Here is a 25502-nt window from a genome sequence, read left to right as displayed (position 1 = left end):
CGTTGATGAAAGCGTTTCCAGGATTTACCATTAATGAGTGCCTTTCGGATAATGGCCGAATGATAATCTCCCGAGGAATCCGAACTCATGATGGATTGCCTGTCATTCTCAAACTAGTCCCGGTAGAATTTCAAGAGCTTTCTTCGTTTAGAAAATTTGAACGAGAGTTCGATATTTCCTCGAAAATCCAGATTCCAGGTTTGGTCAAAATGTTGGAAATGGTGGATTCAAGGCATGGTTTAGCCTTGGTAATGGAAGATTTTCAAGGAGTAGTCCTGAGTGAAGGAATCAAGAAAAAAAGACCTTCCATCAACACCAATCTCAGCCTTTGCATAGAAATCGCCACGATCATTGGAGTCCTCCATCAGCGTAAGATCATCCACAAAAACATCAATTCCAGTACCTTTTTGATCGGGGAAGAAACCTCCGAAATCAAGCTTTTGGATCTCAGCGTATCCATGCTGTTAAGTCAGGAAAGAACCGAACTCTTCGACCACAAAGAAATAGTTGGGGATCTTCATTTTATTTCCCCGGAACAGACTGGTCGAATCAACAGGTTACTGGACTATCGAACAGATTTCTATTCAATGGGGGTTCTATTCTATTGGATGTTTACAGGTAAGTATCCCTTTGAGACAGCTGATCCAATCGAACTGATCCATGCACACATTGCAAAGCTTCCGGACCATCCTTCCCTCATTGATAATCGAATTCCCAAAATGATTGGGAATATCATTATGAAATTGTTGGAAAAATCCTCCGATCAGCGGTATCACTCCGCCAGTGGTCTGATCGCAGATTTGGAAAATTGTCTCTTTCTTCTGAATGAAAAGGGGGGGATTTCAGATTTTGAATTAGGACTGCATGATCAATCGGATATTTTTAGTATTCCACAAAAGTTATACGGAAGAGAAAAAGAACTTGAAGAGATTCGTTCTGAATTTCGAAATACATGTATTGGTGGGAGCTCTTTTGTCCTGATCTCGGGCTACTCCGGGATAGGCAAATCTGCCTTGGTGCACGAAATTGCGCAGGACATCATTTCAGCAGGAGGCTTTTTTGCTGAGGGAAAATTTGATCAATTTCAGAGGAACATCCCTTATAGTGCCGGAATTTCCGCCTTTAGAGGTTTGATCAAACGGATCCTGGCCGAGCCGGACAAAAAAGTCGAAGAGTGGAAGGAAAAAATTCTTTCCGCACTGGGTCCTAATGTCCAACTCCTCATTGAAATCATTCCTGAATTGGAATTGATAGTTGGAAAGCAAGCTCAGGTTATCGCTTTGCCTCCACAAGAAGCCAAGAACAGAGCTACATTGGCCTTTGTCTCCTTTATCCAGCTATTTGCAAAACCAGAACACCCACTAGTCATCTTTCTGGATGACATTCATTGGGCTGACTTACCCACGCTGGACTTGATTTACAATATGCTGACGGATCAGGAAACCTCTCATTTTTTGCTGATTGGCACTTTCCGGGGTAACCAAGTAGACATCACACATCCGCTTCAAAATTTGGTCAAAAAGTTAAAGCCCGATTTTAGCCATCTCAAGGAAATTACCCTTTCACAGTTGGAATCACAAGATTTGATTCAGCTACTGGTAGATACTTTTCATCTACCCGCTGCCAAGTGTGCTTCATTGGCCCAATTACTCCTAAAGAAGACAGGGGGCAATCCTTTTTTCACCAGTGAGTTTCTAAAATCGCTGTATGATGAAAAATTGATCCATTTCAACTACGAAAAGAAGGAATGGAAATGGGAGATCAACGAAATCATGAAACATGATATTACAGACAATGTAATTGATCTCATGATTGGGAAAATAAAAAAGCTTGATGCCAATGCCCAAAGGCTATGCGTACTTGCATCCTGTATTGGCAACATTTTCGATCTTCAGGTTTTGTCTGCCATCTATGGCAAAAGCTGGGGCGATACCTCCAGGGATTTTTTGTCTGTTTTGGAAGAAGATCTTGTTCTCTCCATCAACGGTTCCTGGATGAATCAGGAAGAATCACTCGATAACGAGATCCCCAAGTTTAAATTCCTGCATGACCGAGTTCAACAAGCTGCGTATGCTTTGGTGGATGAACCTGATAAAAAAGCCGTTCACCTTCAGATCGGCAGAATGATGCTACACAATTTGTCTGAGGAAAAAATTTCTGAAAACCTGTTTGACCTCGTTTACAACCTGAACAACGGAGCAAGTCTGGTGGAGGATTACTCAGAAAAATTGAAAATTGCCGAGCTGAATCTTCTGGCTGGTAGAAAAGCAAAGGCTTCTGCATCCTACGGACCAGCCAATGGCTTCTATTCAAGCGGATTGCTTATACTTCCCGAAGAAGCCTGGAAAAAGAATTATGACCTCACCCTGTCAGTTTACAACGAAGGAGGAGAAACCGCTTACTTAAGTGGGGATTTCGAATCCATGGGTCGAATTACTGACTCCATCTTCACCAATGCTCAAAATATCAGTGACTTGGTGAAAGCATACATTATCAAGATCAAAGCTTACGTCTCGCTCACAAAAAATGAAGAGGCCTTTGATATAGGGATAGAATGCTTGAAAAAACTGGGAGTAAAATTTCCCTCCAAGCCCAATCCGCTTCATATCATTATCAATCTACTGGCTACCAAGTATTTGCTTAGAAATCACTCTGCCGATTCCCTCCGGTCTTTGCCAAATATGACGCAAGAAAAGGAAGCGGCAATCATGGAAGTACTCTCAGAAATCGCCCAGCCTTCCTATTTCGCCAAAAAGAATTATTTCCCGCTTATCGTATTCAAACAGATCAACCTTTCTATCAAGTATGGAAACCATCAACACACAGCTTTTGCATATGCCACTTATGGAATCGTGATGTGTGGAAGTACGTTTGAATTTGACGAAGGATTGAAATTTGGAGAGCTTGCTGTCAGCCTTAATGATAAATTTCAAACTCAGGGTTTATTAGCAAAAACTCACTTTATAAATGGAAATTTCATCAGGAATTGGAAATATCCTTACCATAATAACCTTCCGGAAATTTTATTAAGCTATCATAAGGGTATTGAAAATGGGGATTTTCTCTTCGCTTCCTATGCAGCATTCAATTACTGTGTGATCAAATTTTTCATGGATGTGCCGCTGACCCAACTCAAATCAGAGATGGATGGGTATGCCTCCAGCCTGACTAAAATCAAGCAGGATTTGGGACTTCGCTGGTTGAATACTTTCAGGCAAACAGTTTATATTCTTCAAAACAACAAGACTGAAACCAACCTTCTCGGGCCATATTACGACGAAGATACTGATCGATTACAACAAGAAGAATCCTTTGATTATACAGGCCTATGTGTCTTTGCCATCAACAAGATGCTGTTGAATTTCCTATTTGGAAATTATGATGAAGTAATAGCGCATGGGGATAAAGGCTTCAAAATAATTGACAATGTATTGGCTTGGCCTCATATCCCATTCATGCAATCTCTCTATGCTATTGCAAAACTTAAGTCGGCTGAAAAACACTCCGGAATAAAAAAGCAAATGCTGATTTTGAAGGCCAAAAAATACTTAGGCAAGATCGAAAAAGCAGCTAGAAGTTCTCCCGAAAATTATAACACCAAAATGTATTTGGTAAGTGCAGAACTCCAACAAATCAAAGGGAACAAAGAAAAGGCAGCAGCATTATTTGACCTAGCGATCAAAACCGGGAAGGATTCCAAATTGATGCTGGAAGAAGCAGTTGCCAACGAATCTGCAGGAAAGTTTCATTTACCTCAGGATAGGGCAGTCGGAATGAAATATCTGATGGAAGCTAGAAGACTTTACCTGAAATGGGGAGCAATAGCTAAAGTTGACCATCTGGACAATATGTATGCGCTCATTCCCAAAACGGAATATGTTGACGCCTTTTCCAAAACACCAATCACGAAGTATCAAGAATCGCAAAACAGCAACAAATTGGATTTGACTTCCCTGGTGAAGGCCTCATTGGCTATCTCAGGAGAAATACTATTTGAGCAGCTCATCAAGAAACTGATGGGTGTAGTCATAGAAAATGCCGGCGCTCAAAATGGCTATTTGATCATTCCAAAAGGAACAAGTTGGGTGATCGAAGGAATGGGATCGTTGAAGGAGGAATTTGAATATCAAACCCTCCAAGTCCCATTGGAAAAAAATAAATTCCTGCCGGAATCAGTCATTAATTATGTAATCAGAACGAAAGAAAACTTGGTCATTGACGATATCCAACATGATCTGAGGTTTGCAAATGATCAAATCCTTGAAGAACAAAAAACATCCTCAGTGCTCTGTTTGCCAATTCTCAATCAGGGCAAAATTTCTGCAGTTATTTACCTTGACAATACCCTTTACTCTGGAGTGTTCAGTGTCGAGCGAGTGGAATTTTTAAAATTATTGTCTGGTCAAATCGCTGTATCACTTGAGAACTCAATCTTCTATCAAGATCTGGAACAAAAAGTAAAGGACAGAACCGAGGAACTCGAAAAGCAAAAAAATGAATTGGAGCAGGAAAAAATAAAATCTGATCGATTGCTCCTCAACATCCTTCCAAAAGAAACTGCTGATGAGTTAAAATCAACAGGATCCACACTTCCTAAATACCATCGTAACATCAGTGTCATATTTACAGATTTTGTCAACTTCACTACCATCAGTGAAAAATTTGATGCCGTTGATTTGGTCAATGAAATCAACCACTACTACAGCAAATTCGATGAAATTATTTCCCTGCATCAGGTCGAAAAAATAAAGACCATAGGAGATAGTTACATGTGTGCAGCCGGTATTCCTGTAGAAAGGAATACTCATGCTATTGACGCTGTACGAACAGCTTTAGATTTCAATGAGTTTGTTGGGCAGGAAAAAGTTAAACGACAAAAAGAAGGCAAGCCTTATTTCGACATTCGAATAGGAATTCATAGTGGACCGGTTGTATCAGGAGTAGTTGGCACAAAGAAATTTGTGTACGATATCTGGGGCAATACTGTCAACCTTGCCTCAAGAATGGAATCCTCGAGTGAGGCTGGCAAAGTCAATATCAGTGAGGTAACCTACAATGAGGTTAAAGACTTTTTCAAATGCGAGTATCGCGGAAAAATCGAAGCAAAAAATACCGGGATGCTTGACATGTATTATGTAGAAAAAAATTAAATCTAAGCGCTTCATTCATTTTTCAGTTCCTTAAGATTACACCCATAGTGCCTTACCCTTTCCTTTTTGAAAATTTCGAAAAGGGAATGTCTGCCAATTTGAAATTAATTGAAGCAGAAAAGGTGGTGATTAGACTCCTCTGGAAAATCCGCTAAACCCTACAATCCTCATCAAAAAAAACGGGGACGGATTGAAAGTCCGTCCCCGTTTTGTTTTTCCCTAAAGCCTCTTACCTCATTGGTTTACATTGGGAATACTCATGTAGACCTCATAAAGAACCGGATTTGTGGTGGTACTTCTGGGTCCTCGAGGGGAAAAGGTAATCGCCGCGGGGGAGAGAATCCCACCGTACATATATCCGACCAATACGGGACCAGTGACTGAATCCGGAAATACTTTGTTCAGGTCGATCACATTGGAAGAGCTTCCATAGAGGTAATCCGACACGGGGAAAAAGACCGCGTTTGTACCCAAGTAGCCTGGTAAAAGTTCATTGGGTGGCAGCTGAACGAGTTCGACGGTTTCATCTTCTCCATTGGTATAGTAAGATGACATCAGATTGGAAAAAGGCAAAACCTCCGTAATTGGAGGAATTACTAATCCGCCCGAGTCTTTGTTGTAAGCCTTGTAAGTGATTCCGCCGAGGAGGGCAATGCGATTGACCCGATACTCCCCAGCAGCCATTACAGAATTGATTTTGGCGCTGGAGTAGAGGTTCACATTCTGCTGAGTCACGGTATCCACCTCGATCGACGGATTGCCCGAGGCAAGGCCGTTAATGTAAACCGGGCTTTGGTAAGCCATGTCATCGGGCGTAAAAACGCCTCCCATGATGACCACACCAATTGAATCCTCATCCGGAAGAATGACCTCTGCCAGATTGAAATCCCGACGGTGAAGATTTTCCGGATCGCTGAGGGTGAGGGTGTCGGTGACAGCCCAGGCATTTCCTACCATCGAGAGTTCAAATTTTCGGATGGCATTGGTGTATTTGCCTGTTTTGCCGGGCTGATAGGCTCCTTGGTAGTTATGCCCCCCAACAATGTAGAAATTGCCGTTGGACTCGATCATCTCGCCCCCCGTGACTTGTAGGTAGGGGTCTCTTAGGAATTTGGTAAAGACTTGGTCCAAATCAGGAGAAGTCCCTCCGATTGTGACATATTGAATCAAAGACGGAACGTTGATTTCGAAAAAAGCATCAGATGTCCAATTGCTAACCAAGGTCGAGCTGCTGTCCGAGAAGGTAAATCCTCCATTCACGTACAGCAAATCCCCGTCCTGAAAATACTGCTGACTGCTGGCCGCGAGGTATTTGAAATAGGAAGGAGGGACAGGAACTCCCATTGATCGTTGGTTGGCAAGGTCCACTACCCAGATCGAATCATTGGCCTGCAGCGTGTTGAATGCCGGAGGATTGTTGTTCATGCTGTGCAAGCCGGCCTTTCTTCCCCCAAAAAGCACCCAGACTCCATTGGAATGGGCTGCTACTGGACTTTGAATCGCAGGCAGGTAAAAACCCAAGGTATCCGGGACTAGGGTCATTTGGACGAAATCTGAAACAGAGGAATCCGCCTTTGCCAATTCAGAAATCCTGGCTATTTCCTGGTGCCACTTGGGTGTAGCCTTTTCCGACACTTCAGTCTGATTTGTGGTAGTGGTACATCCCCACATCCCCATGCCGATCAAGAAAACAGTGACTAGTTGGGAGAAAGTAATCATTGGGCCCTTTTTCATCGCTGGCTAGAATTGAAAATGGAAGATAAAATGCCGTTGGCCCACTTTTGAAGCAGTGCCCGCTGATTTGCCGATAGCTCCCGAGTCACCGGCATGTAATAGGGTTCCCCCCAGTTGGCATCGTCAATGACTCCCAGCAGGTACCGAAGGGTATTGGGCTCTGCCCAGTTGCTTTCCTCAAAAGGAATAATTTTGGACATGATCGGAACCACGGTACCATAGTTCATCAGCACATTTTGCAGGATCAAATCCCAAGTGATGGGTTCATTTCCAGACAAATAAGGATCCAATTCAGGAAATGTGTTCAAAACCCGAGTGGTGATGCTGTAGCCGTTTGCAGCGAAATAGAGTCCCTGCGAAGGATTGCTAGGAATTTGTTGGTTGGGAGTGATGGCAAACACATACTGCATACAGCCAGGATTGGCTACAGGATAGACGAAAGACATTCCATCGATATAGTTAATAGGAGTACTCACAGTGTTTCCTGAGGCAGGGTCACTGTATTGGTAAACTCCCAATACCGGATTGGTCAGAGGTTCTCCTCTATAGAACACCCGAAGGTAAACCGGCCCTCTGCCAGGACCATCGGATTTGTATCCGTAGGCTATGGGCTGATTTTGCTCTGCGTAAGAACCCTGCTGGTCAGATAGAATCAAGTAGTCATCCTCCACCATCAAGGGAACAGTTCCTGACAAAAGGCTGAACGTTCCTTTTGACCAATCTATCTGATTGGGCAAGGCAAAGTCCATTACTCCTCCCCGGGCTAAAAAGGTGGCCATGTTGTAATCATTCACATGATCCATTTTCCCGATAAAGACCGGAGGATTGCCATTTTCAGGGTAAAAATACAGGCTTAAGGTACCGTGGTCAAAGTTTTCAAAACTTAAGAAGGGGGGAATAGAAGTCTGTCCACTATAGTTAGGGTAGGGTCCAAAACCAATTCCGTACTCACAAATGGTACTGATAAGGTCAAGCGAAATGAAATTGTAGGCAGAATTGATCTTTAAAAATGCCGGAGCAAGCTGAAAGGAACTGTTCAAGGAAATCTTAGTCCCACCAAAAGTAGTGGGAATATCCAGTCCAGAGGTGTCAAGGGATGGATTTGCGGAAATGGGATTTTTAAGAATTCTGCAGATGGTGTTGGTGGTCATGTCCCCTTCAAAATAGGGGGTAATGGATCCTGAGATAGCTGCTCTAGCTGGGTTTTTGGGAACCCCAGTCTGGTTGTTGCCCAAGGGTTGGGTAGGCATTTTGGAATAATCCGGACTATGGACTTCATAGACCTCATGAACCATGATTTTCACGGAGAGTTTGGTGACGTGCAAACCGGCATACTGATCCAAAACCTCCTGCAAAGCAGGATCGCAGGAACCTTGGCTCAAATCGATCGTCGTGTAGAAATACGCCGAACCGCTCATCGGCATCAAGAGGTCAGCGTACCAGTTGAGGACTTTGCTCAACCCCAGCCAGTTGAAGGTCGCTTTGCAAGGCTTTCCAGTGAAGTAAGTTTTTTGGGGTGAATTCTGTGGATTATACATACCTGCTTTCCCGATAAAGAGCTGGGTACAAGTCTGTCCAATGCTGTCCACATCACAGAACATGGCCGAGGTCTTGGGATTTGGATAATAAAAATCCTGATGGAAGGAAAATGAAGTTCCTAAAAGCTGCTCCAATCCTGCAGGACAGCCAGCCGAATTTCCCGGTGAGTATGTGGAGACTCCCCCTTGGCCATCAGGTATTTGGACACCGGTCACCTGCACGGATTCGGCAAAGACACTCATGTCGCCATAGTAATTCCAGTAGCCTGGCTGTATCCAACCTGCCCCAAGCGAAGGGTTTGGAACCCCACCAGGAGAGGAAACAGGAACAATATTATACAATTTCCAATAGCCTTGATCCAGGGGGCTTGTTCCCAGAGTCTGGGTACACCATTGGTCGTAAAGTTCGGGAGTATTGATGCTGCTGATCTCTACGTAATTTCCATTACTACCACTTTCAACGTGGTATCCGGCATTGACAACATCTCCGAGGATTTTGTCGGAGATCGTTACGAATGGAGGGATAATCGGTCTGGCATTGACCTGGTCATAAACTTGAAGCGGATCAAACCTGCCGTTGTTTGCAGTACCGACATCAAACAAAACCGAACCATGGAAATTGATCCGGGGGAAATCAAATTGACTCATAAAAATTGGTTTGGGTTAAAAATCTATTTACTCCTGAAAGAGGCTTTTCTCCTTCAGTCTTTCTTTTTTTCGACAAAATACATATCGATGACCCCTTTGTTTTTGGCATCCATTTTCCCCCGATAGGAACAATCAAAGGAATCTTTAACCAATTGATAGGTGCTTTCACTAATATTTACTTTTCCGGCTTCTCCGCTTGATTCCATTCGGGAGGCGATGTTTACGGTATCTCCCCAGATGTCGTAAGCGAACTTTTTGATCCCCACAATACCAGCCACCACCGGACCGCTGTTTAAGCCTACCCGGATTTCGAAATAGGATTGTCCATTCCTTTTTCGCTCTTCCATCAGGTTTCCTACAAAATCACGGATCTCAAGTGCAGCAAGCACTGCATCTAGGGCATGGCTTTCCTTTTCGATCGGAAGACCGGAGGCGCACATGTAGCTGTCGCCGATGGTTTTGATCTTTTCGATCCCATATTTGGTGATGATCTCATCGAATGCACGGTAATAAAAATCAATCTCGGCCACCAAGTCGTGGGAAGACATCCCCTCACTGAACTGGGTGAAGTTTTTGAAGTCCGTGAACAGCACCGTTACGACATTGTAATCCTTTGCTTTTGCAAAACCATTGGCTTTCAATTCCTGGGTGGTTTCGTAAGGAAGAATGTTCAGCAGGAGTTCTTCACTGATTTCCTTCTCCTTCTTGAGTTCCTGGGTTCGTTCATCCACCAAGCGTTCCAGGATCACATTTCGGTCAATCTGATTTTGTACTGCAGAAATCACCCCACCGATGGCGTCAAGGATATTCAGATGATAGGGAAGGATTCCAGTTCCGGTTTGCAAAAGCTGAGGTCTTCTTCCACAGAAAAAGTACCCGAATATGGCTTTGTCATGAAGAATGGGGGCGAGGACAAAATGATGCATGGAAAGCTCCTTTCGGAGCATTTGGACCAGTTCATCCTCGCTGTTTTCTTCATTGAAGATCAAGGAAGATTTTTGCTCAAAAAACTCCGCCGGAATGGTCAGAATTTTTCGGGAAACTTCCTCCTTGTTGTAAGTATTATAGGCCTTGATGTACTTGGGAGTGTATTGTAAAGGCTTTTCTGGTAGGGGTAAAAGGATTAGCGTTACATCCATTTTCAGCCGGATGTTTATACTTTCTGTTAGCCCGTCCAGAAAATCCTCATTGTTGGTGTGGGTGTCAATATGCTGTAATTCTGCAATTACCTTTAGTCCCTCACTCATCTGAAAAACGTCCTTAGAAAGGTCAGCATTTCTGTACTCCAGACTCATGTACGAGCTGGTCATCTTTCTTAGGCGCTCCTTATAATAATTTATTTCTTTTTGAGATAAATCATCATTCTGATGAGTACTCATGGATTGAGGGATTAGTTTTCTGCCAAAATACACAACACTCCGGTCCAATCCAGAGGCTGAAGTTTATTACCCACTTTGGCAACTTCTACTCCTGAATAAAAACCGGACAACGGGATAGCACCAACCTCCCGCTGAACTTCCGCAGCATCCTCAAAATCCACTCCCGAGTAAGGCTTGGCTCTTCCTCCACAGTTAATGTAAAAAGCATGTACTGGATTAAACCCTTTGATATTTTCCTTAATGCCGGCAATGACCTCAGCCACATAATCCGGCTCCAGGTTTCGTCGCATCAACTGAACTTCTGTTCCATTGGTCAGATCCGGTTCGAACATAATTAGGGCCTTGTGTTGCTCATCGACCGCAAGAGTGAGCCGGTTTGCGTAATCACTTTCTTTGAAATCACTGAACTTGTCTCCCCGGTTGACTCCGAGTGTCACGTTCATCGCAAAGTCTTTGACCTTGATTCCATGATCAGGGCCCAATAATTCATCGATCAAATCCAGTGCGGGCTGCCCTTCGATTTCCATTACCACAGGGCCTTCTGCCTTGGTGATGGTGATATAGTCACTGCAAGGCTGACATCCATGCAGGATAGCAGTTTCCATTTTGCATTCTCCTGAAACCAAAATCCCCACAGCATGCTGTGAGAAAATCTCATTGTTTACAAACTGGTAGCACGTACTGAGCATCATGTCTGCCAAAAATCCTCCTCCCGCAACAGAAAGATCTTCTGGAAGGAAATTTTCCAATGCGGCAAAAAGTGGAGTGGCAAAATTCAACATTGGTGGATTTTGCTGCTTGCTGGAGTCATAAAACACCCAGAGTCCGCGGGAATCAGGCTTAATCGCTTTTTGGATTTTACCCCCGAGTTCCTGACCTACTTTGAACTCATCCTCATTTAATCCTCCGGCATGAAAAATCTCAAATCGGATCTTGTCTGAGCTGAAGATGGTCACTCCGACTTCAAAACCATCGTAGCCGATAAATTTGTCTGTAAGGATGCCAAAGGAAGAACCCCCTGCTTTGGGGACATTTGGGATGATTTCATTAACTCCTCGAAGAAATTCCTTGGGATCATGTTTGCCCCCACAAAAAATGAGTGCAAAATCCGGTCTTTCAATTTTTCCCTCTTTCATGGCCTGAGAGGCGGCCTCTTTTCCTGCTGAAAAAGAATTTGTTTGGTTACTGGCACCAACTCCAACTGTTGTCTTCATAAAATGACAAGGATTAAAATATTCTGATTGAAATATGATTTATTCTAGAAAAGTGACCGTCAAGATAAAAATATTCAAAGAACCTTTGAGCGGGAGGCAAGCATTTTTTAAAAAATTAATTTTTCAATTAAACCCCATTTTTTATGCCCCTCCGTGGGTTTTTCCACATATGAAAAAATGTTTTTCCCTTCGGGAAATAATTCAATTGCTTGGGACAAAAATATCATCTTTTCGTCCTTGGCCTATTTTTGAAACCCATCCAATCCAGTAGCTTTTAACAAATCCTCCTGCGGGTGAAATTTTTAAAAACTTAACACACCACTCTTCAATTCGATTCCCCGCTAGGAGGATTTTCCTAAACTATGGATATACATACCTCCCCAGCCTCGTTAGCTCCTCTTCAGGAATCCGAGCGAATTCAGTCCCTTGATGTCATGAGAGGAATTGTTCTTTTTGGAATTCTACTGATGAACATCAACATGTTCGGACTTGCTGGTGCTTACAATGACCCCACTGTTGCAGGAGGGTTCACCGGATGGAATCTGTACACCTGGATTGCCACCAATATGTTTTTTGAGGGCACCATGCGCGGATTGTTTTCCCTTCTTTTCGGAGTGGGGATGTTCATTTTTCTGGACAGGTTAACCAAGCGGGGAGCAGGAATCAAGGCGGCAGATATATTCTTTCGGAGACTCACATGGCTTCTTGTTTTTGGACTGATTCACGGATATCTGCTGCTTTGGACAGGAGAGATTCTTTACGATTATGCGCTGATGGGCTTTCTGGTGTACTCCTTTAGAAATATGGCTCCAAAGAAATTGATCCTGGCAGCTACAGTTTTGGTGTTAGCAGGGTCTGTTTGGAACTATTCGGATTATATCAAAAGTCAGAAACTGGCTGAAGATGTAGCCCTGATAGATTCCTTCAAGGCGGAAAATAAAGATCTGACCAAAGAGCTGAAAGAATCTCAAAATGCTTGGGAAAAGATGCAGGAAGAACGGTCTCCTGAAGCAATTGGAGAATTCAACTCTTCCATGCAGAAAGGCTATTTTGATGTGGTTGCATTTTTAGCACCGATCAATTCCCATTACGATCAATTTATGTCTTACAGATACGGGCTTTGGGATATTCTCAGCATGATGCTGATCGGGATAGCCTTGTTCAGGTGGAACATCCTTTCTGCGGAAAAATCCTTTGGCTTCTATGCAGGCATGGCTGCAATCGGATACCTGATCGGTTTATCAATCAATTACTACGAACTCCGAACCGTTTTAGATGGTCAGTTCTCTCCTGTCGCGATAACTAAATCCAATCTTACCTATGGTTTTGGAAGGATCTTTACTTGTATGGGCCATATTGGACTGATCATGATTTTCTGTAAATCCAACATTTTGATTTGGTTAAAAACCAGCCTTTCTGCGGTAGGAAAAATGGCTCTGACCAATTACATCATGCACTCCCTGATCTGCATGGTAGTCTTTACCGGAGTTGGGTTTGGATTATTCGGAAAGCTCCAACGCTATGAATTGCTGTATGTGGTCTTTTCGATCTGGATTTTCCAATTGATCCTCAGTCCGATCTGGCTCCGCTATTTTCATTATGGCCCGATGGAATGGCTCTGGAGAAACCTCAGCTATCAAAAGGTGCATCCCATCAGAAAGGAATTTCCCGTCACTCTTGTAGCTCTTCAAAAAGAATAGGATAAGAGATGTTTCCGGGGATCCTTACTATCCAAATCCGGCATATTCTTTTTTAAAAGAAAACCACCCCTTTTCCTGATAAATACTAGCCGAAACTATGACGCAAATTTCTTCTCCACAGTTCACGCCTCTTCAGGAATCCGAGCGAATCCAATCTTTGGATGTGATGCGGGGCATCGTCCTTTTCGGCATTTTGATCATGAACATTAACGGATTTGGACTTGCTTTCGGTTATAATAACCCTTCTGTCTTGGGAGGTGATACGGGATTGAACCTTTACACCTGGATGGTTTCCAACCTGTTTTTTGAGGGAACGATGCGGGCATTGTTCTCCCTGCTTTTTGGTGTGGGCATGTTTATTTTTCTGGATCGATTGATGAAAAAAGGAGCAGGAATCAATGCCGCCGACATCTATTTCCGACGGATTACTTGGCTGTTGGTTTTCGGATTAATTCATGGGTACTTATTGCTGTGGGTGGGTGAGATTCTTTACGATTATGCTCTGATGGGATTTTTGGTTTATTCTTTCAGGCGAATGGTCCCAAAAAAATTGATGCTGACAGGTCTTCTACTTTTAAGTATTGGAACCGCATGGTATTACTTCGACTACCAAAAAGATCTCGAATGGTATACCAAAGTGCAGGAAGCTGAAGTTGCAATTGCAGCAGGTCAAGAACCTTCGAAAGAATTGAAGGAAGCTAAAGATTCTTGGGAAAAAAGATTGGCCGAAACCTCCCCTGAAATGATGGCTGGGTATACCGAGGAAATGCAAAAGGGGTATTTTTCAGTAGTCAAACACCTTGCGCCAATCAATTTTGATTTCAATACAAAAGCACCCTATCGAGAAGACATTTGGGATGTCTTGAGTATGATGTTGATCGGGATAGCACTATTCAAATGGGGATTACTTTCAGGAGAAAAGCCTTTCTCAATTTATTGGATTTTCGTAGGCATTGGCTATCCGATTGGCATTGCGATCAACTATTATGAAATGCAGCTGATTTTGGATGCTAAATTCTCCCCGCTATCCTTCAGTGAGTCCAACATTACCTATTACTGGGGTAGATTTTTCGTGTCGATGGGCCATATTGGATTGATCATGATTTTCTGTAAATCCAACATTTTGATTTGGTTAAAATCCAGCCTTTCTGCAGTTGGGAAAATGGCTCTGACCAATTACATCATGCACTCCCTGATCTGCATGGTAGTCTTTACCGGAGTTGGGTTTGGATTATTCGGAAAGCTCCAACGCTATGAATTGCTGTATGTGGTCTTTTCGATCTGGATTTTCCAGTTGATCCTCAGTCCGATCTGGCTCCGCTATTTTGATTATGGCCCGATGGAATGGCTTTGGAGAAACCTCAGCTATCAAAAGGTGCATCCCATCAGAAAGGAATTTCCCGTCACTCTTGTCGCTCTTCAAAAAGAATAGGAGGAAAAGTGTTTCCGGGCATCCTTCCTTACTAACCAGATCCGGCTTTCTCTCCTTAAAATAAAATAACATCCCTTTTCCAAATAAATACTAGCCGAAACTATGACGCAGATTTCATCTCCTCAACTAGCTCCAGTTGAAATTTCCGAGCGAATCCAATCCCTCGATGTCATGCGCGGGATTGTTTTATTCGGAATTCTGCTCATGAATATTAATGGCTATGGTTTGTTTCGGTCTTATTCAGACCCCACAATATCCGGGGGCTTTACAGGATTGAATTTAGCCACTTGGATGACTACTAACCTGTTTTTTGAAGGGACGATGCGGGCGCTTTTTTCACTGCTTTTTGGTGTGGGAATGTTCATTTTTCTGGACCGGTTGGTGAAAAAAGGAGCCGGTGTAAATGCTGCTGACATCTATTTCAGGCGAATCACCTGGTTATTGGTTTTTGGCTTGATCCACGGATACCTATTACTCTGGGTTGGGGAGATTCTTTACCAGTATGCCCTGATGGGATTTTTGATTTATTCCTTCAGACAAATGAATCCCAAAAAATTAATCCTGACAGCCGTCATCCTATTCTGTATCGGCACCACCTGGAATTATTTCGATTATAAAGGGGCCGAGAAACTCGTTGAGAATGTAGCCGTGGCTGAAACCTACAAGGCAGAAGGCAAGGAATTAACCAAAGAACTGAAGGAAGCCAAATCCGAATGGGAGAATAGACTATCAAAAAGATCCGAAGAAGCCGCTGTTGAGTACACCGCAAAAATGAATCAGGGATACTTCGGAGTAGTAGCTCACCTAGCCCCAACCAATTTTGAATTTGATACGGTTTGGCCCTACCGACAAGACCTCTGGGATGTCTTGAGCATGATGCTGATCGGCATTGCCTTGTTTCGTTGGAATGTGCTTTCGGCAGAAAAATCCTTCAAATTCTATGGGCTGATGGTTCTGATAGGCTACGCAGTTGGTTTAGCTATCAACTACTATGAACTGAAAATAATCTTGGATGATAACTTCTCCTTTCTATCCTTCCAAAGGTCTGAAGTCACATACTATTGGGGTCGCCTATTTATAGCCATGGGCCATGTCGGCATGATTATGATTTTCTGTAAATCCAATTTTTTGAATTGGCTGAAATCAGGACTTGCCTCGGTCGGGAAAATGGCTCTCACCAATTATCTAATGCACTCTGTCATTTGCATGATCGTCTTTACGGGGGTAGGATTTGGCCTTTTCAATAAACTGGAGCGCTACGAACTCCTTTTTGTAGTCTTCTCCATCTGGATTTTCCAATTGATCCTCAGTCCGATCTGGCTCACCTATTTCCAATATGGCCCAATGGAGTGGCTCTGGAGGAACCTGAGCTATCGGAAAGTATATCCAATCAGAAAGGAATTGCATGTGTGAGTTTCAACCATTTACCGATAAGAATTCAGGATGGTTGAGAGATGGAAATTATATCGATCAAATAAAAAAAAACGGGTAAGCCGAAAACCGATTAGAGTAAGCACTAAACAACCAAAAAAATGAACAATCCAACCTATTTCCGTATAGCGATCGCCTGTATCGCTTTTTCTCTTTTTAGTGTTGCCTGCAGCTCCCCCGCTCCCGAAGAGGCGGCCGCTCCGGAAGAAATGGCGCCACCGGTAGCCGCTTCTCCGGACATGTCTGCAATCAAAGCTGAAATCCAGGCTCTGGAAACTGCCTGGGGTGCTGCTGATAATGCCGGCGATGTCGCGGCCTTGCTTGCTTTCTATACTGACGATGCTGTGAGTATGGGAAGCGGGGCTCCAATGGCTGTGGGTAAAGCTGCCATTCAAAAGGAACTTGAGGCGGGCATGGCATCCAAACCTGCAGGATCTACTGTTTCTTATGAGGTTTTAGATGTTTTTGGTGATGAAAACACCGTCACTGAAGTGGGTAAAACCACTCGAGTGGATGCTTCCGGCAAAGTAATTTCCTCCGGTAAGTATATGGCAATCTGGGAAAAGCGTGACGGAAAATACCTCTGCGTAAGAGATATCAGCAATAGTGACTCTAAGGAAAAGTAAGTTCCTCCCCTCATTTCCCTCTTCATTCTGGAACTGAGGAGCCTTTGTACAATGTCTCCTCAGTCTCCAATTTATTTTTTTGGAAACTATAAAACTTAGAAACATGAAATCAGAAAAGCCCGAATACTTCTGCCTCAGACCTGAGGTTGAAAAGGCCTACGGGTATTCCCATGCAGTCAAGATTGGAAACAGTATCAAAGTATCCGGGGCAGTCAGCATGGATGATGAAGGCGGACCCACTGCAGTGGGTGATTTTCTTCAGCAGATGAAGAACTGCTATTCTGATCTGGATAAAGTGCTGAAGCATTATGGCTGCACCATTGACGATGTGGTGGTAGAAAATGTGTTTACCACAGATATGCCGGCTTTTTTAGAACATGCAGGCTATAGAAATTCCATCTATACCAAGCAGTTTCCAACTGGATCTTGGTTGGAAGTCAAAGGCTTGGCCTTGCCCGAGTTTTTACTGGAGATCGAGCTGGAAGTGCATGTAATGCAGGATTAAGGAAAAAAATGCAATTCAAAAAATTAAAAACTGAATAGTTAAATCATATAAAATGAAAAAAGTAGGAATCATTGGCGGGGCAGGATTTATTGGAAGCCATGTAACAAGAATATTTTTAGAAGAAGGATTCAAGGTGCGCGTATCGACCACTGACCTTTCCAATGAAAGCAAATATCAACACCTGAAAAAACTTCCCAATTCGTTAAACCTTGAGATCGTACAGCTGGATGTAAGAAATCAGGATGAGCTTCAGGAATTTTTGAAGGGTTGCTCGATTGTCATTCATGGGGGCACTCCTTTTCAATTGGCAGTCAAGGACCCTCAGAGCGAACTCTTTGATCCTACAGTCAGAGGAACTGAAACATTTCTTTCCATGATCCAAAACGCAACAGGAATTGAAAAGGTGGTTTTTATTGCCTCCGTGGCAGCGAGGAACACCAACTTTCCACTTCCTGCAGGAAACAAAGCATCTGGCGAAACTTTCAGCGAGAGCGATACTCCCTTTTATGGAGAAGAAAGTCACCCCTATGCACAGGCAAAATTTCTTGCACAGCGGGCAGTGGAAAAATTCGTTGAAAATCATCCGGATTTGAAATTTGAAATCACCACGGTCTCTCCTGTAATGGTAGTCGGCAAATCCCTTTCCGGAAGAGAAGATTCCACTTCTACAGGTATCCAATTTCTCTTCAAAAACAAGATTGCTCCGGATGCATTCTTCCAGATGTTCTACGACCATGACATTGAATTTGCCCTGGTCGATGTCGAGGATGTTGCCGAAGCCATATTTCAGGCTGCTACTACTAACCGCCTCCATGGAAAAGATTACTTGCTGAGCAGTGAGACCTTTCCTGTTTCTGCTATTCACAGCATGCTAAACGGTCAGGAGGCAAACAGTGATGGAAAAATAGTCTACACCAATTCATTGGCGAAAAGGGAACTGGGTATCAGCTTTAAGCCCGCAAAAGATTCATTAAAGGAATATTCAGAATAAAAACTTCTTGACCTAAAAGATAATAAAGCTCCTTTTTCCCTATGAAACGCCCATGTGAAATACTTCTTACCCAGGGGATGATTATTCAGGGAATTCTCCCGAAACAAGCCTGCCTGAGGCAGACAGGTTTGGGACAGGACATCTGACCAATGAAAAACAAATTATGAACAGATGAATCAAAACCTAACCCTTGCCCCATCCAACACCAAATCCTGGCTTACCTTAGCATTCTGGATTTTTGTGGTTGCTTTTGCAGGAAGATTTGTCCTGAATGATGCCTTGCCCTACTTCGGATTGGAAGAGGAAGTTTTTGGTAGATTCTGGCGGATGAAGTGGCCATTGATCGGTCATATTTCCGGAGGATTGATTGCGCTGGTTTTGGGTCCTTTTCAGTTTTGGGCTGGATTCCGCAATAGGTACCTGAAGGTTCATCGATGGATGGGCAGGCTTTATCTTACCGGAATTTTAATCGGAACCATAAGTTCGGTTACGCTCGCTTTGACTACCGGGATTGCCGTTCATTCGACTTGGGCACTTGCCTTATTGATGCTTGCGACGGCCTGGTTTTTTACTTCGGGAATGGCTTTACGGTTTATCCTGCTGAGGCGCGTCAATCTTCACAAAGAATGGATGATCCGAAGCTATGTGGTCACGTTTGCTTTTGTGATTTTCCGGTGGTTAAATGGAATGGATTGGATCCATGAATTCGGAAAATTTTCAGAAGTAGGCCCGACATTGATCTGGATTTCCTGGGTTATCCCGCTGTTTTTTACCGAGATCATCCTGCAATGGAATAAAAAATAATATTCATACACCTAAACATTCAACCCATGGCGAAGAAAATCATCCTCGGAATCCTGGCTCTTCTAGTGGTAGTCATTGGAGGGTTTGTAGTTTATGTCCAACTGAACTGGAACAAAGTCTACGACATTCCTTATCCCGATCTTCAGGTAAGTACAGACTCCACCGTCCTGGCCAGAGGAAAATACCTGGTGTATGGACCAGCTCATTGTTCCAACTGTCACGTAGCCAGTATGGAAGAATATATTGCCGCTGACAATGGGAAGGAAATTCCGCTCAGAGGAGGGGTTGAGTTTGCCATGGGGCCATTGGGCAGTTTGTTTACCAGAAATTTGACTCCTGACCCGAGCACTGGCATCGGCAGATATTCTGACGGGCAATTGTTTAGGATGATGCGCCATGCTGTAAAACCGGATGGCACAGCAAGCATTGGGTTGCTCATGCCCTTTTGGGATATGGCAGATGAAGACCTAATCGCAGTTGTTTCCTATCTGAGAAGTATGGAGCCTATTCAAAACGAGATTCCGGATAACCAATGGACTTTTATGGGCAAAGCTGTTCGGGTTTTTTCCTCAGCATTTAAGCCTATTGAAACCCCAAATCCTCCACCCCTTGCTCCTCCTATGGAAGCCAGTATTGTAAGAGGAGAATATATCGCAAGGTATGTAGCAAATTGTGTAGGCTGCCATACCAATAGAGATTTGACAACTTTTGAGGCGATTGGGCCGGAATTCGCAGGAGGTATGGAGTTTGAGCCTTGGCCGGAAATGCACCTCGCAGTGGGTGAAGATCCCGAACTGTGGATGCGCTCGCCAAACATCACCCCTCACCCAAACAGTGCACTTTCCAAATTCAAGAATGTGGAGGAATGGAAAGAGAGGTTCCGAAAGGGAAGACAAATAAAGATTTCTCCAATGCATTGGGGTCCCTTTTCAAGAATGTCAGATCAGGACTTAGAAGCACTTTATCTCTACCTCCACAGTCTTGAACCTATAGAGAATGACCCGGGAGAATTGATGTTCAAAAAGTAATCACTTTAATTAAATCCCATAATCAGTGACCATACCCATAATCTTCCAATTGCGGGAGAATCAATCAAATTATCAGGACAAAAAATTAACAAGCAATGAAAGATAAAGTAGCATTAATCACAGGGGCAAGCAGCGGAATAGGAAGAGCAACTGCCGAATTATTTTCTGCAAAAGGTGCCAGTGTGGTGGTCGCTGCAAGGCGGGGCGATGAACTTGATGAATTAGTAAATGAAATCAGGAGTCGTGGAGGCAAGGCAAGTGCCGTAGTGGCAGATATGTCAAAGTCCGGAGATGTGGAGAAAATGGTCGACCATACCCTTCAGGAGTTTGGGAAATTGGATTTTGCAGTAAACAATGCGGGGATTGAAGGAGAATTTTCACCAATTGTGGATTTATCGGAAGAAGAATGGGATCGTGTTCTGGACATCAATTTAAAGGGGGTTTTTCTCTGCCTGAAATATCAGGCAAAGGCAATGCTCGCTGCAAAGCAAGGCGGGGCGATAGTCAATATTGGGTCTGTCAATTCCTTTCTCGGGTTCCCTACTGGTTCAGCATATGTAAGTTCAAAACATGCTCTTATCGGATTGACAAGCAGTGTTTCAGCGGAATTGGCACCAAATGGTATCCGAGTCAACTTGGTTTGTCCTGGTATTATAGATACTCCCATGCACCGGAGACTGAGAGGTATTGTCGGAGATGCGGTTTATGACCAATATGCAATTCCAAATGTACACCTCAGGCGTGCAGGTCGTGCGGAGGAAATAGCCAAAACCATTGCTTTTCTTTGCTCTGAAGAAGCAAGCTATATCACCGGGACTACCATTACGCCAGATGGAGGATTTACACTTACAATTTAATTGTAGTAGGGAATAGATTTTCAGAAAAATATTGAAGCCCTTAAAGGCTTTAAAAATTGGAAAGAATAAAAACTAACCCCAAAATCTTATGATCAAACTAACCGTTCTCTATGGTCACCCCGTTGACCCGGCAGCATTTGAGGCCTATTATTCCAGCACACATATGCCTTTGGTTGCCACCATCAAGGGAATCGTCAAGGCCGAAACCACCAAGTTTTTTCCTAACCCGGATGGAAGCAATGCTAATTATTACCGACTGGCAGAACTGTATTTTAACAGTCCGGAAGAACTTCAAAAAGCCATGGGCTCACCTGAGGGGACGGCAACATCGGCCGATCTGGCAAATTTTGCAACGGGAGGGGTTACTGTGTTGGTAGGAGCGGTGGATTTATAAATACTGAAAACTGGTAATGGAAAATAAATCCCCAAAAGATTGGCCATGGCCGGAAAAGCTGGACGCATTGGCAGCCGATCCCAAGCACCATACTTTATTGCTTGAGAATGAATTTGTCCGGGTTCTGGAAACCATCATTTTCCCCGGCGAAATCACGGCCATTCATACCCATCAATAGCCGGCATCCTTGTACATCATCTCTTGGTCAGACTTCATCAGGTATGATGCCGATGGAAATATTTACGCTACTTCCCGAAATCTGCCTGCCACAGACCGAAACGGAATCTCTCTTTGGACCAAACCATTAGCCCCACATTCTTTAGAAAATGTCGGAGACAAAATGATTCATATCATCAGTACGGAGCTCAAAAAAAACCCTAACTTCTCTGTTCCCTCCTACCAGTATGTCCAAAAAAACTTCGAAAGCATCTTAATCCTGACCTGAAAAATGAATACTCTGGAATACCTCCTCTCCATTGACATAAATTATATCGCATTCGGGTTGATTGCGTTGTTTTTCACGTTGGAGCAACTCCTAAACACCCAATTTCATTTCTCAAAACGAGGGCAACATTTCTTGCAGAGTTTCCTCTTCCAGATCCTTTTCTTATTGGGGAATTTGATTTGGGCAAGCGTTACTGTTTTCTGTATCGATTGGCTTAATCAAGAAGAAATAGGGCTTTTTTACCTGATTGACCTTCCCCTTTGGACTAAGTTGATTTTGGGAATTATGGTCTTGGATTTGTCCACCTATTGGTTTCATCGCTTTTCTCATATAGCACCAGTCCTCTGGAGATTTCATCGGGTACACCATAGTGATACGACCATGGATTCTTCCACCTATTTTAGAGCTCATCCGATTGAGACATTGTTTTGGTTTGGAAGTGCTCCTATCGTCGCTGCAGGTATTTTTGGCCTGGATTTGGTCGTCATCGGCTTTTATTTCCTGGTCCTTACGCCTTTTTTGGTACTTGAGCATTCCAATCTCCGGTTTCCTGCATGGCTGGATCGAACGGTAGGCCTTGTGATTACCACGCCCAATCTGCATAAGTTACACCACGATCAGGATCAGCAGCATACTGACTCCAACTTTGCAGATATCTTTATTCTATGGGATCGGATTTTTGGAACATTCAAATACAAACCTGCCGACCAAATTAAATTAGGGCTGAAGGAATTTGACGAAGATCAGAAACAGACCTTCTGGTATTTGATCAAAAGTCCATTTTTAAGAATTGAAAGGAAAAATTGAGGGTTGAAAATCGGAGGTTAACTTTCTGCTGATTAAATCCGCCTCAAACTTTATTCAGCAATCTGTGCAGATCGTCTTTGTATTGTTTTCCTATGGGAATCAACTTCCCTTTCACATCCACGTAAGATTCGGCCACTGAGTCGAGCTTTGCGAAATTGACCACATAGGATCGGTGTACCCGGACAAATCGCTTGGGATCCACTTTTTCGCAAAGCTTGTTCAAGGGACTTACAATCAAATAGGTCTGAGTAGTCGTTGTGATTTTGCAATAATTGCGCTCGGCTTCCACATACAGAATATCCTCCAACATCACCTTGACCAGTTTATTTTGATGTCGTATAAATATCCGGTCATCCTGGGAATCCACAAAAGTGTTTTCCACAGAGACGATAGGTCGTTTTTCCTTTAGCTTGTCCTCAACCAAAGCAATGGTGCGCTCTAAATTTAGGTTGGTAAACGGCTTGGAAATAAATGCGAAGGGGTGGGTTGCTTTAGCTTTTTGAAAGGTAGCATCATCCTCGTTTGCGGTGAGGTAGATGAGGGGAATGTCCATGTATTTACGAATGGCATGGGCAGTATCGATCCCATTGGAATTCCCCTTTAGTTGGATATCCATCAGAATGATATCCGGTTTGGTTTCCAAGGCATGGTGGACGGCTTCTTCGCCCTTGGTCTCAATTCCGGTGACTTCATAGCCAAGATTGCTAAGTTGTAGGCTGATATTTGCAGCGATGATCATATCATCCTCCACAATAAGAATTCGGGTCTTTTCCATTAGGCGGCTTTTTGCATTAAGAATTCAAATGAAACTTTTGTTCCTGCCTGATTGAACAGGGTCATTTTGCCATCTAATTGGCGGGTGAGAAGGCGGATCAATTCGCTGCCAAAACCTGTTCCGTGAATAGTTGGGTTTTCAGGCATCCCTATTCCGTTATCAGCAACTTGCAGCAAAAGACGACTTTCTTTTTCAATCAGTTTGACTGAGATTTTTCCTTGCCGGTTGTCCGGGAAAGCATACTTTATCGAGTTTGAAATTAATTCATTTACAATTAACCCAATCGGAATTGCCCAATCTACGTCCAATTCCAAAGGTTCCATTTCTGTATAAAATTTGACTTTATTCGGAACATCAAAAGTATCGATCGAGTAATTCCCGAGGCTTTCAAAAAAGCCCTTCATTTCGATGGATTTCATATTCTCCCCTTGATAAAGCCGCTTATGGATCATTCCCATACTGTGCACACGGTTTTGGGTTTCTTCCATGATTTCCTGGAATTCTTTGTTTTTGATTTTTGAGGTCTGCAGGGCAAGCAAGCTTGAAATCGTCTCAAGATTGTTTTTTACCCGGTGATGAATTTCCTTCAGCAGAAACTCCTTTTCCAGATTCTTCTTCTCCAACAAATGGGAGTATTTCTTTTTTCGAAGGAAAATCCGATAAAGCACGAATAGAAAACCCAGCAACAAACCGGATAATATCATAATAGAAACTTGAAGGATCCGATTTCTTGCAAGTTGAGCTTCCTGAAGTTTAATGGTATTTTCCTTTTGGGAAAGCTCCATTTCCGTCTCCAAATTAGAAATCTGGTTATTGGTCTCAGCGGTAAAGACCTCTTGACGAAGCTGATCGTAGGTTCTGGTCGCCTCCAATGCTTTGTCAAATTGCTTATTTCCTTCAAGCGCTTTACTCAGTTCCAGATATACCAAACTCAGAAAGTACTTATCCCCAAAGGACGGCGTTGCAGCTTGAATACTATTTTTCAAAAAATCCACTGCTTCCGGAAAATTCCCTGCGGCATTGCTTGCCCTGCCAAGGGATAAATAGGATCGCATAATCATAAATCCATTTTCCAACAGCTCGGCATATTTAAGTGCTTTCAATCCTGAAGAAAGGGAATATTCAAAATTTCCTTTTTGTGCATTCAGATCAGAAAGTGCGATGTAGCTATCGCTTAGATTATTGTAAAAACCGTATTTTTCCCCGATTTGGATCGACTTTTCAAAATACTTCTGAGCTTCGTCGAGACGGTTGAGAGCCACCAGATTGTTTCCCACAACATGAAGCGTGAAGTCATAGTCCAGGTCGTCCAAGCCTCGTTCTTCAAAAAATTTGATGGATTTCAGCCCGTAATCAAGTCCTGTATCAAATTTTCCCTGCTTCCAAAATATATTGCTCATATCAGAATACGCCATGGCTATGGCTTTTTTATCCTGATATTTCTCTCCGATTTTCAGCGTTTTGGAAGCATAATCAAATGCTTCTCCAAGATTTCCTCTTCGCTCAAATACATACCCCAAGTTGGTATAAAGCAACCAGCTTTCTTTTTCCGGAATTTTGGTAATAGCGTTTTCCAGGACAAGTTCGGCAAGATCCAATTCCTCCATCCGAAGCAAAATTGCTCCCTGGGAAACCTGTAGTCGCCCTTGCCAATATCGGTTGTTTAGTTCGGTTGCTTCCTCCAAACCCTGATTTATAATTTGAAGGGCTTTGTTCAGATTTCGGGTGTGGTAATAGTAGCCCAGATCATTTAGGATACGGACTCGCAGGAGTGAATCTTGGTTGATCAAAGTCAGTGATTTGGCCAAATCCTCAAGGTATTCCTCTCCGAAATCATCACCTTCTATAAATACTTCCCGATATTGAAAAAATCCATTCTTTTCTTCAACCTGGGCGTTTGCCAAAGTTGATATCAAAAGAAATAGAAGTGTCCAAATCCGCTTCATGTATCCTAAATGTAAGGAAATATAAGTTTTTGAAATACAATTTTTTGTTGTTGGAGGTGTCCGAAAAGTAAACCGGCCTTTTCGGGAAGGATTCAACC

General features: G+C 43.2%; 20 protein-coding genes. 14 read left to right on the top strand and 6 right to left on the bottom strand.

Features of this window, described 5'->3' with window-relative positions; all coding sequences use genetic code 11:
• Window positions 1–5 precede the first annotated feature (5 nt).
• On the top strand, window positions 6–5150 hold the full coding sequence (locus tag D0X99_RS00760; RefSeq protein ID WP_119475740.1) for an adenylate/guanylate cyclase domain-containing protein: 5145 nt from the start codon (window positions 6–8) through the stop codon (window positions 5148–5150).
• A 234-nt stretch (window positions 5151–5384) separates the two neighbouring features.
• Here the strand turns inward: D0X99_RS00760 and D0X99_RS00755 are convergent, their stop codons facing one another.
• From D0X99_RS00755 to D0X99_RS00740, 4 genes are read right to left on the bottom strand one after another with little or no spacing between them, the layout of a single operon-like run.
• Window positions 5385–6884 (bottom strand): hypothetical protein, encoded by a 1500-nt coding sequence (locus D0X99_RS00755; protein ID WP_119475739.1) that lies wholly within the window; start codon window positions 6882–6884, stop codon window positions 5385–5387.
• Window positions 6881–9070, bottom strand: coding sequence for a hypothetical protein (locus D0X99_RS00750; RefSeq protein WP_119475738.1), 2190 nt, complete (start codon window positions 9068–9070; stop codon window positions 6881–6883). The genes D0X99_RS00755 and D0X99_RS00750 overlap by 4 nt, the downstream gene beginning before the upstream one ends.
• Window positions 9071–9123: 53 nt before the next feature.
• On the bottom strand, window positions 9124–10449 hold the full coding sequence (locus D0X99_RS00745; protein ID WP_119475737.1) for an adenylate/guanylate cyclase domain-containing protein: 1326 nt from the start codon (window positions 10447–10449) through the stop codon (window positions 9124–9126).
• 11 nt (window positions 10450–10460) lie between these two features.
• Window positions 10461–11663, bottom strand: a complete 1203-nt coding sequence (locus D0X99_RS00740; RefSeq protein ID WP_119475736.1) for an FIST signal transduction protein — start codon at window positions 11661–11663, stop codon at window positions 10461–10463.
• 362 nt (window positions 11664–12025) lie between these two features.
• On the opposite strand from D0X99_RS00740, the gene D0X99_RS00730 reads away from it, so the two are divergent.
• The 13 genes from D0X99_RS00730 to D0X99_RS00675 all read left to right on the top strand — a co-directional run bounded on the left by D0X99_RS00730 (window position 12026) and on the right by D0X99_RS00675 (window position 22683).
• Window positions 12026–13363 carry a DUF418 domain-containing protein gene (locus tag D0X99_RS00730; RefSeq protein ID WP_233553617.1) on the top strand — a complete coding sequence of 446 codons (1338 nt, stop codon included), beginning with the start codon at window positions 12026–12028 and terminating at the stop codon, window positions 13361–13363.
• Window positions 13364–13460: 97 nt separating this feature from the next.
• Window positions 13461–14795 carry a DUF418 domain-containing protein gene (locus tag D0X99_RS00725; RefSeq protein ID WP_233553616.1) on the top strand — a complete coding sequence of 445 codons (1335 nt, stop codon included), beginning with the start codon at window positions 13461–13463 and terminating at the stop codon, window positions 14793–14795.
• Window positions 14796–14897: 102 nt separating this feature from the next.
• A complete protein-coding gene (locus tag D0X99_RS00720; RefSeq protein WP_119475734.1) occupies window positions 14898–16208 on the top strand; it encodes a DUF418 domain-containing protein in 1311 nt (436 codons plus the stop codon).
• Between the two features lie 119 nt (window positions 16209–16327).
• Window positions 16328–16852 (top strand): YybH family protein, encoded by a 525-nt coding sequence (locus D0X99_RS00715; protein WP_119475733.1) that lies wholly within the window; start codon window positions 16328–16330, stop codon window positions 16850–16852.
• Between the two features lie 103 nt (window positions 16853–16955).
• Window positions 16956–17357 (top strand): RidA family protein, encoded by a 402-nt coding sequence (locus D0X99_RS00710; protein ID WP_119475732.1) that lies wholly within the window; start codon window positions 16956–16958, stop codon window positions 17355–17357.
• A 52-nt stretch (window positions 17358–17409) separates the two neighbouring features.
• On the top strand, window positions 17410–18348 hold the full coding sequence (locus D0X99_RS00705; RefSeq protein WP_119475731.1) for an NAD-dependent epimerase/dehydratase family protein: 939 nt from the start codon (window positions 17410–17412) through the stop codon (window positions 18346–18348).
• 171 nt (window positions 18349–18519) lie between these two features.
• On the top strand, window positions 18520–19152 hold the full coding sequence (locus D0X99_RS00700) for a DUF2306 domain-containing protein (RefSeq protein WP_119475730.1): 633 nt from the start codon (window positions 18520–18522) through the stop codon (window positions 19150–19152).
• 26 nt (window positions 19153–19178) lie between these two features.
• Window positions 19179–20180, top strand: a complete 1002-nt coding sequence (locus tag D0X99_RS00695) for a cytochrome C (RefSeq protein ID WP_119475729.1) — start codon at window positions 19179–19181, stop codon at window positions 20178–20180.
• A 95-nt stretch (window positions 20181–20275) separates the two neighbouring features.
• Window positions 20276–21037, top strand: coding sequence for an SDR family NAD(P)-dependent oxidoreductase (locus D0X99_RS00690; protein WP_119475728.1), 762 nt, complete (start codon window positions 20276–20278; stop codon window positions 21035–21037).
• A gap of 88 nt (window positions 21038–21125) precedes the next feature.
• A complete protein-coding gene (locus D0X99_RS00685; protein ID WP_119475727.1) occupies window positions 21126–21431 on the top strand; it encodes an EthD family reductase in 306 nt (101 codons plus the stop codon).
• Window positions 21432–21447: 16 nt separating this feature from the next.
• A complete protein-coding gene (locus D0X99_RS20355) occupies window positions 21448–21609 on the top strand; it encodes a hypothetical protein (RefSeq protein ID WP_158587664.1) in 162 nt (53 codons plus the stop codon).
• Between the two features lie 9 nt (window positions 21610–21618).
• Complete coding sequence (locus tag D0X99_RS00680; protein WP_119475726.1) at window positions 21619–21876, top strand: hypothetical protein; 258 nt, start codon at window positions 21619–21621, stop codon at window positions 21874–21876.
• Between the two features lie 3 nt (window positions 21877–21879).
• Window positions 21880–22683 carry a sterol desaturase family protein gene (locus D0X99_RS00675; RefSeq protein WP_119475725.1) on the top strand — a complete coding sequence of 268 codons (804 nt, stop codon included), beginning with the start codon at window positions 21880–21882 and terminating at the stop codon, window positions 22681–22683.
• Between the two features lie 43 nt (window positions 22684–22726).
• Here D0X99_RS00675 and D0X99_RS00670 read toward each other — a convergent pair whose 3' ends face one another.
• A complete protein-coding gene (locus tag D0X99_RS00670) occupies window positions 22727–23458 on the bottom strand; it encodes a LytR/AlgR family response regulator transcription factor (RefSeq protein ID WP_119475724.1) in 732 nt (243 codons plus the stop codon).
• The gene (locus tag D0X99_RS00665; protein WP_233553615.1) at window positions 23458–25362 is read right to left on the bottom strand and encodes a tetratricopeptide repeat-containing sensor histidine kinase; all 1905 of its coding nucleotides are present in this window, start codon (window positions 25360–25362) and stop codon (window positions 23458–23460) included. The genes D0X99_RS00670 and D0X99_RS00665 overlap by 1 nt, the downstream gene beginning before the upstream one ends.
• Window positions 25363–25502 lie beyond the last annotated feature (140 nt).

It is taken from the genome of Algoriphagus lacus (genome assembly GCF_003583985.1).
GTDB lineage: Bacteria > Bacteroidota > Bacteroidia > Cytophagales > Cyclobacteriaceae > Algoriphagus > Algoriphagus lacus.
This window is presented reverse-complemented; position numbering and strand designations above follow the sequence as displayed.

Bases quoted from the DNA above. Each gene is read 5' to 3' on its own strand.
- D0X99_RS00670 (WP_119475724.1), bottom strand. From the start codon at position 23,458: ATGGAAAAGACCCGAATTCTTATTGTGGAGGATGATATGATCATCGCT.
- D0X99_RS00755 (WP_119475739.1), bottom strand. From the start codon at position 6,884: ATGAAAAAGGGCCCAATGATTACTTTCTCCCAACTAGTCACTGTTTTC.
- D0X99_RS00750 (WP_119475738.1), bottom strand. From the start codon at position 9,070: ATGAGTCAATTTGATTTCCCCCGGATCAATTTCCATGGTTCGGTTTTG.
- D0X99_RS00720 (WP_119475734.1), top strand. From the start codon at position 14,898: ATGACGCAGATTTCATCTCCTCAACTAGCTCCAGTTGAAATTTCCGAG.
- D0X99_RS00710 (WP_119475732.1), top strand. From the start codon at position 16,956: ATGAAATCAGAAAAGCCCGAATACTTCTGCCTCAGACCTGAGGTTGAA.
- D0X99_RS00730 (WP_233553617.1), top strand. From the start codon at position 12,026: ATGGATATACATACCTCCCCAGCCTCGTTAGCTCCTCTTCAGGAATCC.
- D0X99_RS20355 (WP_158587664.1), top strand. From the start codon at position 21,448: ATGGAAAATAAATCCCCAAAAGATTGGCCATGGCCGGAAAAGCTGGAC.
- D0X99_RS00745 (WP_119475737.1), bottom strand. From the start codon at position 10,449: ATGAGTACTCATCAGAATGATGATTTATCTCAAAAAGAAATAAATTAT.
- D0X99_RS00675 (WP_119475725.1), top strand. From the start codon at position 21,880: ATGAATACTCTGGAATACCTCCTCTCCATTGACATAAATTATATCGCA.
- D0X99_RS00705 (WP_119475731.1), top strand. From the start codon at position 17,410: ATGAAAAAAGTAGGAATCATTGGCGGGGCAGGATTTATTGGAAGCCAT.
- D0X99_RS00700 (WP_119475730.1), top strand. From the start codon at position 18,520: ATGAATCAAAACCTAACCCTTGCCCCATCCAACACCAAATCCTGGCTT.
- D0X99_RS00690 (WP_119475728.1), top strand. From the start codon at position 20,276: ATGAAAGATAAAGTAGCATTAATCACAGGGGCAAGCAGCGGAATAGGA.
- D0X99_RS00715 (WP_119475733.1), top strand. From the start codon at position 16,328: ATGAACAATCCAACCTATTTCCGTATAGCGATCGCCTGTATCGCTTTT.
- D0X99_RS00740 (WP_119475736.1), bottom strand. From the start codon at position 11,663: ATGAAGACAACAGTTGGAGTTGGTGCCAGTAACCAAACAAATTCTTTT.
- D0X99_RS00725 (WP_233553616.1), top strand. From the start codon at position 13,461: ATGACGCAAATTTCTTCTCCACAGTTCACGCCTCTTCAGGAATCCGAG.
- D0X99_RS00760 (WP_119475740.1), top strand. From the start codon at position 6: ATGAAAGCGTTTCCAGGATTTACCATTAATGAGTGCCTTTCGGATAAT.
- D0X99_RS00695 (WP_119475729.1), top strand. From the start codon at position 19,179: ATGGCGAAGAAAATCATCCTCGGAATCCTGGCTCTTCTAGTGGTAGTC.
- D0X99_RS00685 (WP_119475727.1), top strand. From the start codon at position 21,126: ATGATCAAACTAACCGTTCTCTATGGTCACCCCGTTGACCCGGCAGCA.